The sequence below is a fragment of the Methylosinus sp. DMC45 genome (assembly GCF_056313885.1).
The window spans coordinates 15600-30116 of the sequence record NZ_JBQUZK010000051.1 but is presented as its reverse complement, the minus strand read 5'-3'; the positions used below and the strand labels follow the sequence as shown (position 1 = coordinate 30116).

The window sequence follows — 14517 nt, the reverse complement described above, 5'->3', positions numbered from 1 at the left end:
AATCGTCTCCTGATGAGAAAGGGAGCGCAGCGATCGGCGACGCAAACTCTCGGGGATCGCCCACGACGAGGCGTTCGGACCAAGACCATGCTGTCCGAGTCGCGTTTGGTCGTCAGACCTTCGGGATTTGATGGACGCGCCAGCGCGGCGCGTCAGGCCGCGGAGCTGGCCTCGGCTCGGCCATCGTCGTTCGCGGCGAGAGACGCATTGAGCGCGGCCAGCTCGTCGCGTTTGGCGTCGAGCTCGTCTTCGTAGGCGAAAGCCTCGTCCAAACGCCGGCGATACGCGGGCAGGCGCTCGGCGGCCTCACTCATGACGCGCTTCTGCTCGGCCAGCTCCACCTCGAAGCGGCTCAGCGCGTATTCGAGGCGGGAGATGATGCCGAGCGGCGTCAGATCGTGCGAATATTCGATGTCGAAATGCTGGCCCGCGCGCTGCATCGTCAGCTCGACTTCGGCGAGCTTCTGGCGCGCCACGGGTTTTGCCGTGACGGACAAATCGAAACCGCCCACATTGGCGATGCGCCAGTCGCCGCCTGCGCCTTCGAATTCCCTGGCTCGGATGCTTTTGAGCAGAGCGGCGCCGGCGTCCTTGCGCTCGACGAAGCGGCGGCCGTCCACTTCCATGCGGAAGGCGTCGCCGCGAGTGGGGATTCGTCTGGCGATGTCCTGCTCGATCTCGCCGATCCGCTTTCCGGCATGGCGGAGCGCGGCCTCGGTCGAGGCGATCGTGCGGCGAACGGCGTATTGGTCGTCGAAATGCGCGTCGCGCAGACGTTCGAGCCGAGCGATCTCGGCTTCGAGCCCCGCCTTCTGCATGAGCCTCGGGTCACCCGATGCAATGGCCTTCGCCATGGCGAATTGGTTCACCTGCGATCCCGCGTCCTCCAGCCGGCGGATGCTGCGGTCGCCCGACATGGCCATCTCGATGAAACGCGCCTTGCGCTCCAGCAATTGCCAGCCCGTGGCGTCGACGCTGCCCTTGGTGGCGTAGGCGAAGAGGCCGATCTCGTCGTTCTCGTTGCCCTGGCGCTCGATGCGGCCTTCGCGCTGCTCGATGTGCGAGGGGAGCCAGGGCACGTCGAGGTGGTGGAGGGCGATCAGCCGGCGCTGAGCGTTGACGCCGGTTCCCATCGTGTCGGACGATCCGATCATGACGCGGACCTTGCCGGCGTTGATATCCTGGAACAGGCGCTGCTTGGCGCTCGACTTCTTGTAATCCTGCATGAAGGCGATCTGCTCGGCGGGAACGCCGAGCGCGACGAGGCGGGACTTGATCCAGCGGTAGGCCGAGAAGCCGCGCGTCGCCTCCACATTGAGCGTGCCGAGATCGGAGAAGATCATCTGCGCGGCGCCCGGCAGGAGATAGGGGACGCCGTCGGTCCTGGTGTAGCGGCGGTCGGACGTCTCGCGCCAGATCGAATAGACGTTGTCGATTAGCGTGTTGAGCTTATTGCCATTCTCATTGGCATGGCCGGGGACGACGAAGCGCAGATCGATGGCGGCGTGGCGGCCGTCGGTGATGACGGAGAGGAGAATGTCGTCGCCCTTCTCCGGCTTGGTCTTCCGCTTCTCGATGACGGCGATGCGCTGGGCGAGGACTTTCTGGTAGTCCTTGAAGGCGGCGCTCGGCTCGGCCGTGACGATCTGGCGCTTGCCGCCTTTGATGGAGGGCAGGCGCAGATAGTGGCGCAGATCCGATTTGAGCACGACATCGGCGACCGAGCGATACATGGCCATGAGGTCGGCGACATTGACGAATTCCGAGAAGCGCGTGACCGGTTTGTAGAGGCCGGAGGGCTGAAGCTCGAGCTCGGTCCGCGTCTCGCCGAAGGTCGCGGCCCAGGCGTCGAACTCGTGAATGCCGCGTTCTTCGAGCGTCTCCGGCTGCATGAAGCGCTGCAGCGTGAACATTTCGCCGAGCGTGTTGGTGATCGGCGTGCCCGAGGCGAGCAGCAGGGCGCGACCGGGGTTCTTCTCGTCGACGAAGCGGGATTTGACGAAGAGGTCCCAGGCGCGCTGCGATCCGTCGGGGTCGACGCCCTTCAGGCTCGTCATATTGGTGGCGAAGGAGAGCTTGCGAAACTCCTGCGCCTCGTCGACGATCAGCTGGTCGACGCCCATCTCGCCGATGGTCAGAAGATCGTCCTTGCGGCTCTGCAGGCCCTCGAGCTTGGCTTCCAAGCCTTCCTTCATCCGCTCGATGCGCTTGCGCGAGATGCGGTCGTCGCCGTCGATCTTCTCCAGCAATTCGGAATAGCTTGCGAGATGGTTCTGGATGAGCGCCTGCTCGAAGGCGGCGGGAGCCGGCACGAATTTGAAGGCGCTGTGGGTGATGATGATGCAATCCCACTGCGCCGTGGCGGCGCGGGCGAGGAAGCGCTGGCGCTTGTCCTTGGAAAAATTCGTCTCGTCGGCGACCAGAATGCGGGCGTTCGGATAGAGCAGGAGGAATTCGCGGCTGGCCTGCGCCAGGCAGTGGCCGGGGACGACCAACATCGCCTTGGCGACGAGGCCGAGCCGCTTCTGCTCCATGATGGCGGCGGCGATGGTGAAGGTCTTTCCGGCGCCGACCGAATGGGCGATATAGGTCTTGCCGGCGCTTACTATGCGCCAGATGGCGCGCTTCTGGTGATCGTAGAATTTGATCACGCTGCTGGCGCCGGGCAGCTGCAGATGGCCTCCGTCGAAATGGCGCGGGACCAGATTGTTGAACTGGTCGTTGTAGATGCGGGTGAGACGCTCGGCCCGCTCGACATTGGTCCAGACCCAGCGCTCGAAGGTGGTTTTGATCTTGGCGAGCTTCTCCTTGGCCGCCTCGGTCTCGGCGGCGTTCAGCTCCCGGCGTTCTCGGCCATCCTCCTTCCAGACGTCGTAGATTTGCGGGATCGACGAATTGAGCGCGTCGCCGAGCAGGAGGCCGGCGTTGCGGCGCGCCGTGCCCCATTCGGACGTCGCCTCGGCCCGGCCGGAGAAGGCGGAGAGCTCGACGGTCCAGGAGGCGATCTCGACCGTGTGGCGGATCGAGGCCTTCACGCCGATGATCTCGGCGATGAAGGCGATGATGACATCGGTCGGGATCCAGGGCGCGCCGAGGCGCACGGAGATATCCGAGGGTTTCAGATCCTCGGGCTGGACTTGGGAGAGGGCCTCGACATTGCGCTGATAGCGCGCGTCGCCCGCGGCGGCGGCGATGGCGGCGGCGAGCTTGGTGCGCACCGGACCGGAGAGATAGGCGTCGGCGGTCTGCCAGCTCTCGAAACCCTCGAACGTGGTCTGGGGGTCGAGGAAGACGCGATCGCCGAGCTCGGCGAGGGTCTCGTCGCGCGACCGGCCGAGCAGCTCGGCGGCGCGGTCGATGTCGACATGGCCGACGTCGTGCAGCGTGACGGCGAGAGCGTCGGCCGCGCTCTCGATCGTCGGCGTCGCCGGCGGATGCAGAACGCGCTCGGAAAAGATCGGCCCCTTCTTCGCGATACCGGTCTCGACGTCATAGTCCTCGATCGAAGCGACGAGCCAGACATCGGGGTCGTCGAGGAAGGGCTGGAGATTGGGACGGCGCTGCGTCTCGCGCGCCTCGCCGGTCTTCGGATCGGTCGTCTCGGTGATGGTGGTGAGATTGATCGCTCCGAAATTGCGCAGGAAGCTGTTGTAGGCGATGCGCAGACGCGTCTGGGCCGGCCCCCAGGGCTCATTGGCCTCTTGGGCGCGCAGGACCTCGCGGATGGCGTCGCGGACCGGGATGAGCGTGCGAATGATGCGGGCGTGCTTGGCGGGAATGCCTTCGCCTCCCTTGCCGCTACGCACCTCGATCTTGCGGGGCGCGCCGTCGATGATCTGCATCAGCGCGTCGTCGACGATGACGAAGCTGCCTTCCTTGATCGTCGCGCCCTCGGCGGCCGTGCCGATACGAAGGGCCGGGCGGTTCGGCGCGGACGCCGCCGATCGTTCGCTCGCGTGATGGATTCCGCGCGGCAGGCGCGAGACGGCGCCTTCGATCAGCTCGTCGAGGGCGGCGCGGTCTTTCCGCAGGCAGGTGTAGGTCGGGCCATAGGCGCTGCTCGTCCGTGCATGGAGCCCCATCACCATTTCGGGGTGCTCGATAAAATAGCGATTGATCGAGAGCGGCTCCTCGCCATCCTCGGCTGGGACCGCTTCGGCAAGGCCGTCCCAGAGCGCGCCGCCGGCGGCCTGGTCGGGGGCGCGCCTTTGCAGGAAGAGGATGTCGACGACGACGTCGGTTCCCGCAGTTGCGTTCATGGCTCCCTCGGGGAGCCGGATCGCGCCGACGAGATCGGCCATGCCGGCGATATGGGCGCGCGCCTTGTCGTCGACCTTGTCCATGGTCCAGCGGCTGGTGACAAAGGCGGCCAGACCGCCAGGCTTCAACCGTTCGATCGACCGCGCGATGAAATAATCATGCAGGGAGAGGTCGAGGCGCTCGGCTCCGTCGAGGCGGGCGCGCCGGTCGCTGAACGGCGGATTGCCGATGACGAGCTCGAAGCTCTCGGAGAGCCGCGCCTTGGTGAAGTCCTCGCGCCGGATCCAGGCGTTCGGAAACAGCTGCGCGGCGATGCGGGCGGTGGTGGCGTCCATCTCGACGCCGGTAAGGCTCGATTTGCCGAGAAGACCTTCGGGCGCGAGAGCGAAGAAGAGGCCCGTCCCGCATCCGGGCTCCAGGATAGCGCCGCCGGCAAAGCCCATGCGCTGGACCGCGCGCCAGATGGCGCGGATGACGAATTCCGGCGTGTAATGCGCATATTGCGTGGCGCGGGCGAGACTCGCCAACTCGTCGCGCGAGACGAGCCGCTCCAGCTCCTCGCCGAGATCCTCCCAGCCTTCGGCGAAGGTCTCGCCGGCGCGGCGGAACATCATGTCGGCGACGTCGCGCGCGCCGAAGCCGACGAAGCGGCTCAGGACGTCCTGTTCGTCGGGCGTGGCGTTGCGCTTTTCAGCCTCGATGTCGAGCGCCAGCCGGATGGCGGCGAGATTGTCGGCGGCGCGGGCCTTCCAGCCATGCGCGAGCGCGCGGTCTCCGCGCAGCACGAAATCCTGCGCGGGAATCGCCGGCGGCGCGGCGGCGACGGGCGCTTCGTCCTCTTCGGGCAGAACGGACGGGGGGCTGAAACTTCCGCCGTCGAGCGTCAAGCCGCCGGCGAGGCTGGTGGAATCGAACAGAGAAAGCGTCAGCTGATTGCTGTCCTTAGCCATGGCGAGAATTCCTTTCGGCGAGCACGAAAAAGCCCGGCGCGCGATGGGCGGCCGGGCCTGGGCAGTCGGACGAATGTGCGAAGGGGAAGGTTCGGGACGCGACGGTCGGCGGACTCACCAGGGTCCGAAGGCGGCTTCGATGGCGAAGCGCTCGCGGCGATCGATGAGGTCCAGGGCGCGGATGTGAAGGGCGGAGCCCGCACGCGCCCGCGCGACGACATGCGCCCAGGCCTCTCTGTCGTCGCGGAATCTCGGGGGGCCGTCTTGCGGATTATCGAACTTCTGCAGCTCGATATGCGGCGCGCCGTCCTTATAGCTGCCGCGATCGGATATGACCCAACCATCGCGGCGCGCGGCGTCGTGGTCGAACGCATCGATGTCGAACACCGCCGTTGCCGCGGCGTTGTGAAGTTCGGATCGCGTCGTGCTGAAATCTTTCATCGGAGTCTCCTCTCGATCTTCTTCTCGAAGACCCCGATCCCGAACCGAGGACGAATGGCTGGGGCAAAGGCGGCGCCTCGTGCGCCGGGATCGATCCGGCCCAGCGAAGCGGCCGGAGCGACCAACCCTTTGCGGCGGCCATTCGTTCGCGGTAGCGGCTTCCTTTTCTCGTTCCTCCTTTTCTTTTTTCTCCTTTTCGAGCCTATGATTCGCGTAAGCTCACGAATGGTGCCGGACGACGCGAGCCGCAGGCCTCATGTCGCGCGCGATACGATCCGAGAGCCACCTTCGACAGTCGATCCTGTCGACGACGCGCTGCTCCCCGAGATCGATCAGGCAGGCCGCGCCGCCGAACGCGTCGAAAGAGGGGAAGACGCATCCCTGACTCCACTGGAACCCCCAGAGGCCTGTCAGTCCGAACGTCCTCGCACAGCGCTGAACGAATGCGATCACTTGTTCGGGATCGCCGTCCTCGCCCGATACGATGCGAAGACATCCTCTATCGGCGTCACTGGCTTTCACCGTGAAGCAGATGCGTTCATATCTGGCGTCGAGCTCATCGGCATATTGCTCATAGAGAGCAATGGCCGGTGGGACGAATTCGGAACGACCGAGTGGAAGAATGCAGGAAAAATGCGTGTAGGAGCGGGGCATGTCGATGTCTCCTCTGGGAGGCGAGAAACGGATTGTGAAAAAGGGAAGCCGAGACCCGCAGACGTCAGCCGGGACCGGCGGCGTCGCCGAAGGCGCCGGCGGGCAGGCGCCAGCGCTCGGGAGATGTGCGTATCGCCGGCGACCAATGCTCGGACATGGCAAGCTGCACGAGATCTGGCCAAGCGAGCGCGGCCGGATAGTGTCTGCCGCGATTGGCAACGGCATGGATGGAAGCATCGCGTTTGACGGTGCAGCCGAAGCGCCGTTCGTATTCGGCGATCATCTCGAAGCGCTCCGGCGCCATCCATCTGACCGTCGCCAGCTGATCGGGCGAGGCGAAGATGCAATGCATGCAGGAGACGCGTCCAAAGCCGAGTTGATAGGCGACATGCGGAACGACGCCGTGACGCCGGAGCAGATCCCAGACTTGTCGTTCCTCCAAGCCGTGGATCGGACGCCAATGATCGACGTGGCGACGCCGGCGGGTTCCGCCGCGCGTATCGGTGCGATGCGGTTCGAACGTCAGATAGCGAGCCCTCGCTGGGCTCTCCTCGGCGCGCTCGCCGGTGACGACGAGCGTGCGCTTGCCGAGGAAGCGGGGCGAATTGCAGATCATGCTTCGCATCACGTCGATTTTCGCGACGGAACTGCACCATCGAAGCCGCAAATCGGCCGTGACCTGGGGGAAGCGCAGACGCGTGCCAGGACCGCCGCGGCCGCAGAATGTCGCGATACTTCCCTCGGGCGTTTCGAACGCCACGCAGGCGGTGGGCTCGTGATCACGCAACATCTCGCGGCGCAGGCCTCCGTCGCGCCAGGAGAAGTAAATCTGAACGCCGAACGCCGCGGCGATCGCTCGGCAGTAGCCCGCGGTGATCGGCCAATCGAACGTCGGCGGCCCGCGACCGTCGACGTCATGATGATGCAATTCGATCCGCGCGGGATCGGCTCCTTGATCAATGAGATGGATTAGACAAGCGAGCGAATCTTTGCCGCCAGAGCAAGCGACAAGAATGTGATCGTAGCTCCTGAGATCGGGAGCAATGGAGGTTTCGGGGCGAGAGCGAGCGTGCGGATGCTCGCCGCCTGCGGGGTTCGTCGATATGGCGCGTGTCATGGCGATCACGCGGCCTCGACGAGGGGCGCGTCGCTATCAGCGGCGTCCTTTTCATCCGAGTCGCTTTGGCTTTCGGCGAAGTCCGGATGAAAGGCGAGGCAATAATCCGCGGCTTTCTGCGCCGCCGCCGCAGCGCGAAAGATTTCGCGTTTGTCGGTCTTGAGTCTCTCTAGCCAAAACGCTACATAGCTCGCGTGGTTCTCTATGTCTGTCGGCAGACCGAGTTCTGTGTTGACGAGACAACTTGTAATATCCGCGATTAGTTCCTCGAGCGCGTATTTCGCGGAGCCGAATTCTCCCGTCAGATCTCGGTTCAGACGGCCTGGCGCCGCACTCCAATGGCAAAGCTCATGAATCGCGACCGACGCGAGTCCTTCCGGCGAACGGAACGCGTTTTTCGGCGGCAAATGAATGCTATCGGTAGCCGGACGGTAGAAGGCGCGATCACCGCCGATACGGATGACGGCGCCGCTGTTGCGCATGATGATGTCCGCCGCGTCGAATCGACGCCATGGCGCCTCTTCGATCGTGGGCGGCGTGAAGGCGGGAATGCCGTCTATCTGCGAACCGTTGAAAACAGTGAAGGAGCGAAGCAGCGGAATGTTGCGCGTGTGCTCCTCGCCATCCGCGGGAGCGTCGCGGTCTTCGACGCGTAGGCTCTTGTAGAAATATACGGTCGTGCCTCTCTCGCCTGCTCGAACCTGCCAGCCGCGATCCTTCGCCTGCTTGTAGCTGCAAAAGCGAGGATCGCCACTCGCGAAGGATAATTGCGACATGCCGAGCAAAAGGACGTTGATCCCGTGATAGCGACGCCCCGTGACGGCGTTGATCGGCGAGAGCGGGGCACCCGATTTTTCGGGATCCCAGGGCCGACGCCAGGGAGGCGTGCCCGCTTCGAGAGCGGCGACGATGCGGTCCGTCACTTCTTGATAGTGATCGCGGCGCGTCGGCGCGTGGGCGTTGTGCTTCTTGAAATTGCTCATTTGGTTCGTCCTTTCCATTTTGGTTTTGGAACGAACCTGCACACCCCGCATCACGGCCGCCGGGGCAAGGGCGGGCCTCGGCCCGGGCGCTCGCGCCGGACCCTTGCGGCGGTGGGCGGGCATGCGGGATGACGCCTTCAAATCTTCTCTTTTGGTGTCTTCCCTTTTGTTGCGGCCCTCACTGTCCTGCTGTGTTATCCGCTCATGTCGTCGAGCCGGCCTGGACACATGAGCGGCGACGTCGATCACGATTCGACCACGAGTCCCATGAGCATGATTTCTTCCGCGCCGTAGACGTGGCGCTTGCCGCAGTCCTCGCATTCATACCGGCGGGCGTCTGGTTCACAGCACTCTCTCACCGCGCCGCACGCGACGCAAAAGCCCTGCATCAGCTCGGACGCTTCCTCGATCTCTTCGAGGGTGAATCGCTTGGGGATGATCTTTCCGGATTTCGCATACTGGATAGCCATGGTGGATGCTCCTTGGATGAAATTGCAGAAAGGAATTGCAGAAAGGGGACGCGCGCTCGTCGCCGCCGACTGTCGTCACGATCACGCGAGTTGCTCGTCGTCGTCTTGGTCGGAATTCGACTCTCGCGAGCGCAGCGCGATGTCGTTGTCCCGCGCATAGTCCTCGACGAGGTTCCTGGCCCATCGACGGGCTTCATACAGTTCATCGCCGACGCTCTCCCATTTGTGCGAGACTCGCGCGCACGCAGCGCTGACGAGGTCGGCGAGGGACGGGTCGTCCTCGAAGGCTTCGTTGAGCTCTTCGAGGACATCGGCGTCTGAAAGGATCAAAAGCGGATGCCAACCGGCGAGCCTTTGACAATCCACGAGGATCAGCTGGGCGTCTTCTTTCGAGAGACGCCCGAGGCCGTAGAGAAGTCCTCGGCGGAGGCGCTGAAGGAGAGATCGAACGCGAAGCCGCCACAGACGAATGCGTTGGCGAAGAGTAACGGCGCCTATCCATGATCGGTCAGTCATGACAATTCTCCTGCGTCGCAGGAGCATCTCGGCTCGGCCCGTCGACCCCAGCTTCCGAGATGAGATCGCCGAGAATATCGTGCGTCGACTGTCCGGCGACGGTGTCCTTGGTGATGAGCACGGCCATGCCGCCGAAGCCGTCGGGACGCATCTTCGTGCAAGTGAAGGATGACACGACGGTCAGATAGGACAGAACGTCGACGGCGTTGATCGGCGAGAGCGGGCCACCCGATTTCTCGGGATCCCAGGGCCGACGCCAGGGAGGCGTGCCCGCTTCGAGAGCGGCGACGATGCGGTCCGTGACGTCTTGGTAATGATCGCGACGCGCGGACGCGCGTCCATTGCTCTTCATGTTGTTGCTCATGGGGTTCGTCTCCGTTTCAGGTTTCGGAACGAAATCCCACGCCCCGCATCACGGCCGCCGGGGCAAGGGCGGACTCGCCGCTCGCGGCGAGAACGGGCGCGTGCGCCTTCACCCTTGCGGCGGTGGACGCGCATGCGGGAACGGCGCTTCGCGCTTTTCGATCTTCTTTGCTTCGGCTGTCGGTGTTTTCTGGATGCGCCGATTGTCACGAGGCCGAAGACGCTCGGCGTGGCGAGGAGCAGTCCGTTCGACCTGTCCTAAGAAAAAGTCGCTGAAAGCGCTTGCGCTGGTGCCGAGGAGCGGCCAATAGTTACGAAATCTTATTCGTCATGAACTTCGAGGAAATTTCGAATGACGGCTTCCGAGGCAGAACCTTCTCGTTCGACCACGCTCGCGGCCGAGGTCGTCGCGGCCTTCGTCGCCAATAATTCCCTGCCGATCGGAGACCTGCCTTCGCTCATCCACGCAGTACGCGGAGCACTGGAAACTCTCGGCAAAGCGCTAATCGATACAACGTCGCCGGCGGTGAAACGGGAGCCGGCAGTTTCGGTCCGCAAGTCGATCACGCCCGATTTCATCATATGTCTCGAAGACGGGAAGAGCTTCAGATCGCTTCGACGCCATTTGAGGGCGCTCGGAATGAGTCCAGAGGAGTATCGGGCGAAATGGGGCCTGCCAGCGGACTATCCGATGGTGGCGCCCAATTACGCGGCGCAGCGATCGGAAATGGCGAAGACGCTCGGGCTCGGCCAGCATCGCAGAAGCGCAGCATCGAGCCCGAAGGCCGTCGCCGTCGCGCCGGTCAAGCGTGGACGCCCTGCCAAGAAAACGAAAGTGTAATCAGCGATTACTCCGCCATCGGCGACGCACGTAATGGGGGCGATAGGCTTCGCACGCCCAACGCTAAGACTCCGCCTCGACCTGAGCCCCATTAACAGATCCGACACGAGCTCTTCGCTGGAATCACACGTCCCCGATTCGCGCGAGACCGAGTCGCCGGGGGTCATTTCGAGCTGATCGAAGCGATACCGCTTCTGCTCGAGACTCCTGGTCGCCGTCGCCGATCACGCCGCGGCGCCGCAGCACTTCTCGTATTGCTTCGCGCGCCTCGCAGGAACGAGGATCGTAATGGCGCACGGCCGCGCTTCCCGGAAGACGGGCGCGCGCTTGCACGGGGCCGCCCTCCGACAATGCCTCACTGACCCGCCTCTTAGAAGCGAAGCAACAATCTTTCCCGGTGCGTCTGACGCGGCCCTCGCCAACATAATGGGCCTTCGACGCGGCTCCGACGAACGCGCGCTTTCAGCGCGAATTCAGAGATGCTCGCCGAAAAAGCCCAGGATTCTCTCGCGATATTCGGCATTGGTGCGGAAATAGATGTCCTCGTGGCCGACCCCTTCCACGGCCCAAAAGGCCTTCGGCTCTGGAGCGCGGCGAAAAGTTCCCGCGCTTCGTCGATATGGGTATTGGGGCCCTAGTCGCGGCGCTCCCACAGGAGGCCGCCGTCTATTCATCGTCGCGGCGTTTTCGTCCGGCGCGCCATTCGACGAATTCGATTCGATGTAACTCTAGCCAGGTCACGAGATCATGTAGCTCGTCCAGCTCTACGAGCAGTGCATCGAATTCCGATTGACGGACTCCGCCGCACTTTCTCGGACCGGCGGTCCGCAGGAGTTGCTGGACGATGCGGATCGTCGCAGCGTGTGCGGTGAGAGAATGTCGTTTCTTTCCGCCGGGGTCGATCATGGCCTTCGCCTCAGCCATCCGAAGGATGGTTCGCCGACATAGTTCCTTTCCCAAATATACCACGCGAAATCTGTTCGTCCTCCGCGCGCTTTCAGGCCCGCGAGAATGACAGGTCCCGGCGGCATGGAAGGGCGCGGCGTGATGATCAAAACGCGCCGCGGAAATGTTCTCTCCAGCCATCTGGAGCGGCGGTCGCCGGAGATCCAGGAGACGGGCAGGATCATCGCGACCTTGCGTCTCGCGATCTCGCGCGCGCGAATGACGAACTCCCGCGACTTTCGAAATGGCGGATTGCTACAGATGTTGTCCGGCGCCGGCCTTCCGGCTTCCTCGGATAGGAAGTCGACGGCGCGGTCACAGAACATGGATCGAGAAACCAGATCCTCGCCCCAGACGTCATCATAGCCCGCGGCTCTCGCAGCTTCGACGATGCGTCCGAGCCCGCAGGCCGGATCGCAGATCGAACCTTCGAAGTCCTCCTCTTCGAAGAAGCGATGATCGACCCAGCTTTCCTCTACGTACCAGTCCTCCGGATGCCGCACCCAGAGATGGGCGTTGAGCGCGCGATCGGGCACAGCTGGAAGGATATCTACTGGCTCGGACCGATCGTGGCGCGCCCGGGTGGACTTGCGACGCGCCGGCATGATCAGGCCGTCTCGCTCGACTAGGATCGAGGACGGCCGTAGGGTCAAGTCATTCATTAAACGTCTCCTCATACGAGGCTGGCGATGAGACCTCAGCCAGAGCATTTCGACCAACCGCAGTGACGGCAGGTCAGACAGCCGTCGTTCTTGATGAGACCCGGTTGGCTGCATTTCGGGCAGAGCGCGCCGAGGGCGCGCGCCGGCGGAGGTTCCTCGGAAGCATCCGCCACGATCGTTTCAGAGGAAGAGAGAAATCCGATGTCGATCATGTGTCGCTCGATGATCGAGCCGAAGGCGGCGACGAGGGAGGGGACATAGCGCCCTTCGCTCCAATGTCCGCCGCGCGGGTCGAACACGGCCTTCAACTCTTCCGCGACGAATGCGACGTCGCCGCCGCGTCGGAACACCGCGCTGATCATGCGCGTCAGGGCGACGACCCAGGCGTAATGTTCCATCGACTTCGAATTTAAGAAAACCTCATAGGGCCGCCGCCTCCCATCCTCTTCGATGTCGTTGATCGTCACGTAGAACGCATGCTCGCTTTCCGGCCAGCGGAGCTTGTAGGTCGCGCCGGCGAGCTTCTCCTCGCGCGGCGTGATCGCCGGATGCGGCTGCGCCGGGGGAACGGTAACCGCCGGTGTCGTGGTCGACAGGATGGAGCCGGTGATCTCGTTCGGTCGATAGGTGGTGCAGCCCTTGCAGCCGGAGCGATAAGCGTCCACGTAGATCGTTTTGAAGCCCTCGAACGAGATATCGGCTGGGCAATTCACGGTTTTGGAGATCGACGCGTCGACATGGTCCTGAATCGCGGCCTGCATGCGAATGTGATCGGCCGGCGTCAGGGTCTGCGCGGTGACGAAATATTCGGGCAGCTCCGCGTCCGCTCCGAATTTTTCGCGGTAGAGCCGCACGGCGTAGTCTTCGACCTCCTGCTCGACGAACGAATTGTCGGGTTGGCGAGTCTTGCGGAGATAGGTGAGATCGAAGATCGGCTCGATCCCCGAGGAGACATTTTCGGCGAACAGCGAAATCGTCCCCGTCGGCGCGATCGACGTGAGCAAGGCGTTGCGAATGCCATGCTCGAAGATTCCTGCTTTGATGTCGTCGTCCAGATTGCGAACCGTCTCGCCGGCCAAATAGGCGTCGCGGTCGAAGAGCGGAAAAGCGCCCTTCTCTTTGGCGAGATCGATCGACGCCATATAGGCCTGCCGACTGATCAGACGCGTCCAGTGGGCCGCCATCGCAGCGGCCTCCGGCGATCCGTAGGTAAGCCTGCACATGGCGAGCGCATCGGCGAGACCAGTGACGCCGAGACCGATGCGCCGCTTTGCAAAGGCCTCGACGCGCTGCGCCTCGAGTGCGAATTGCGAAATCTCGATCGTATTGTCGAGCATGCGCACGGCGATCGAGACGAGAGCGGTCAGCTCCTCTTCGTCGAGATGGGCATGCGCTGTGAAAGGGTCGCGCACGAGCTTGGCGAGAAGAAGCGAGCCGAGGTCACAGGGGGCGTAGGGCGGCATGGGCTGTTCACCGCAAGGATTGCTCGCCGCGATCGTCTCGCAATAATAGAGATTGTTGCGGGCGTTAATGCGGTCGATGAAAATGACGCCGGGGTCGGCATAGTCATAGTTCGCGCGCATGATCTGGTCCCAAAGGTCGCGAGCCCAGATCGTGCGAGACACCTCGCCGCCAAACACGAGTGGCCAGTCCTTGTCTGCGTCGACCGCGGCCATGAAAGCGTCGGTGACGAGGACGGAGAGATTGAAATTGCGCAGGCGAGTCTTGTCGGCCTTCGCGGCGACGAAGGCCTCTATATCGGGATGATCGCAGCGCAGAACTCCCATCATGGCGCCGCGCCGCGTGCCGGCCGACATGATCGTGCCGCACATGGAATTCCACACATCCATGAAAGACAAGGGGCCAGAGGCGTCGGCCCCTACGCCTTTGACGAGCGCGCCTTTCGGGCGGAGCGTCGAAAAGTCATAACCGATGCCGCCGCCGTGCTGCATGGTGAGCGCCGCCTCACGCAGATGCGAGAAGATGGCGTCGAGATCGTCCTCGATCGTTCCCATGACGAAGCAGTTGAAGAGGGTCACGCGGCGCGAGACCCCTGCCCCGGCGAGGATGCGGCCTCCCGGCAGGAATTTGAAATCCTCCAGAGCCGAATAGCAGGTTTCCTCCCATTGCGCGGGATCGGATTCGGCCATCGCGAGGGCGCGGGCGACGCGGCGCCAGCTGTCTTCGACGGTCAGGTCGATCGGGTCTCCAGCGGGGGTCTTCAGCCGGTATTTTTCGTGCCAAATCTGTTGCGAGATCGCGGGCAATGTCGCGCCGATCCGACGTGGTGAGGTCGGGGATATCATATTCATGAT

Annotated in this window: 12 protein-coding genes; 1 reads left to right on the top strand and 11 read right to left on the bottom strand. The window is 63.5% G+C overall.

Annotation, left to right across the window (positions count from 1 at the left end; genetic code table 11):
• Nucleotides 1-152 precede the first annotated feature (152 nt).
• From ACT53T_RS16395 to ACT53T_RS16360, 8 genes are all read right to left on the bottom strand, one after another.
• Nucleotides 153-5210 (bottom strand): DEAD/DEAH box helicase family protein, encoded by a 5058-nt coding sequence (locus ACT53T_RS16395; protein WP_476162016.1) that lies wholly within the window; start codon nucleotides 5208-5210, stop codon nucleotides 153-155.
• A gap of 114 nt (nucleotides 5211-5324) precedes the next feature.
• Nucleotides 5325-5651 (bottom strand): hypothetical protein, encoded by a 327-nt coding sequence (locus ACT53T_RS16390; protein WP_476162015.1) that lies wholly within the window; start codon nucleotides 5649-5651, stop codon nucleotides 5325-5327.
• A 219-nt stretch (nucleotides 5652-5870) separates the two neighbouring features.
• Nucleotides 5871-6305, bottom strand: coding sequence for a hypothetical protein (locus ACT53T_RS16385; protein WP_476162014.1), 435 nt, complete (start codon nucleotides 6303-6305; stop codon nucleotides 5871-5873).
• Between the two features lie 64 nt (nucleotides 6306-6369).
• Nucleotides 6370-6921 carry a phosphoadenosine phosphosulfate reductase domain-containing protein gene (locus ACT53T_RS16380; RefSeq protein WP_476162121.1) on the bottom strand — a complete coding sequence of 184 codons (552 nt, stop codon included), beginning with the start codon at nucleotides 6919-6921 and terminating at the stop codon, nucleotides 6370-6372.
• Between the two features lie 506 nt (nucleotides 6922-7427).
• Complete coding sequence (locus ACT53T_RS16375) at nucleotides 7428-8528, bottom strand: ArdC family protein (RefSeq protein WP_476162013.1); 1101 nt, start codon at nucleotides 8526-8528, stop codon at nucleotides 7428-7430.
• Nucleotides 8529-8650: 122 nt separating this feature from the next.
• The gene (locus ACT53T_RS16370) at nucleotides 8651-8875 is read right to left on the bottom strand and encodes a hypothetical protein (RefSeq protein WP_476162012.1); all 225 of its coding nucleotides are present in this window, start codon (nucleotides 8873-8875) and stop codon (nucleotides 8651-8653) included.
• 81 nt (nucleotides 8876-8956) lie between these two features.
• Complete coding sequence (locus ACT53T_RS16365; protein ID WP_476162011.1) at nucleotides 8957-9205, bottom strand: hypothetical protein; 249 nt, start codon at nucleotides 9203-9205, stop codon at nucleotides 8957-8959.
• 178 nt (nucleotides 9206-9383) lie between these two features.
• Complete coding sequence (locus tag ACT53T_RS16360; RefSeq protein WP_476162010.1) at nucleotides 9384-9755, bottom strand: ArdC-like ssDNA-binding domain-containing protein; 372 nt, start codon at nucleotides 9753-9755, stop codon at nucleotides 9384-9386.
• Between the two features lie 351 nt (nucleotides 9756-10106).
• Between ACT53T_RS16360 and ACT53T_RS16355 the strand changes: the two genes are divergently transcribed.
• Nucleotides 10107-10595, top strand: a complete 489-nt coding sequence (locus ACT53T_RS16355) for a Ros/MucR family transcriptional regulator (RefSeq protein ID WP_476162009.1) — start codon at nucleotides 10107-10109, stop codon at nucleotides 10593-10595.
• Nucleotides 10596-11261: 666 nt separating this feature from the next.
• Here ACT53T_RS16355 and ACT53T_RS16350 read toward each other — a convergent pair.
• From ACT53T_RS16350 to ACT53T_RS16340, 3 genes are read right to left on the bottom strand one after another with little or no spacing between them, the layout of a single operon-like run.
• On the bottom strand, nucleotides 11262-11501 hold the full coding sequence (locus tag ACT53T_RS16350; protein ID WP_476162008.1) for a hypothetical protein: 240 nt from the start codon (nucleotides 11499-11501) through the stop codon (nucleotides 11262-11264).
• Nucleotides 11498-12202 carry a hypothetical protein gene (locus tag ACT53T_RS16345; protein ID WP_476162007.1) on the bottom strand — a complete coding sequence of 235 codons (705 nt, stop codon included), beginning with the start codon at nucleotides 12200-12202 and terminating at the stop codon, nucleotides 11498-11500. Before ACT53T_RS16345 ends, ACT53T_RS16350 begins: the two co-directional genes overlap by 4 nt.
• A gap of 35 nt (nucleotides 12203-12237) precedes the next feature.
• A complete protein-coding gene (locus tag ACT53T_RS16340; RefSeq protein ID WP_476162006.1) occupies nucleotides 12238-14514 on the bottom strand; it encodes an adenosylcobalamin-dependent ribonucleoside-diphosphate reductase in 2277 nt (758 codons plus the stop codon).
• Nucleotides 14515-14517: the final 3 nt, after the last annotated feature.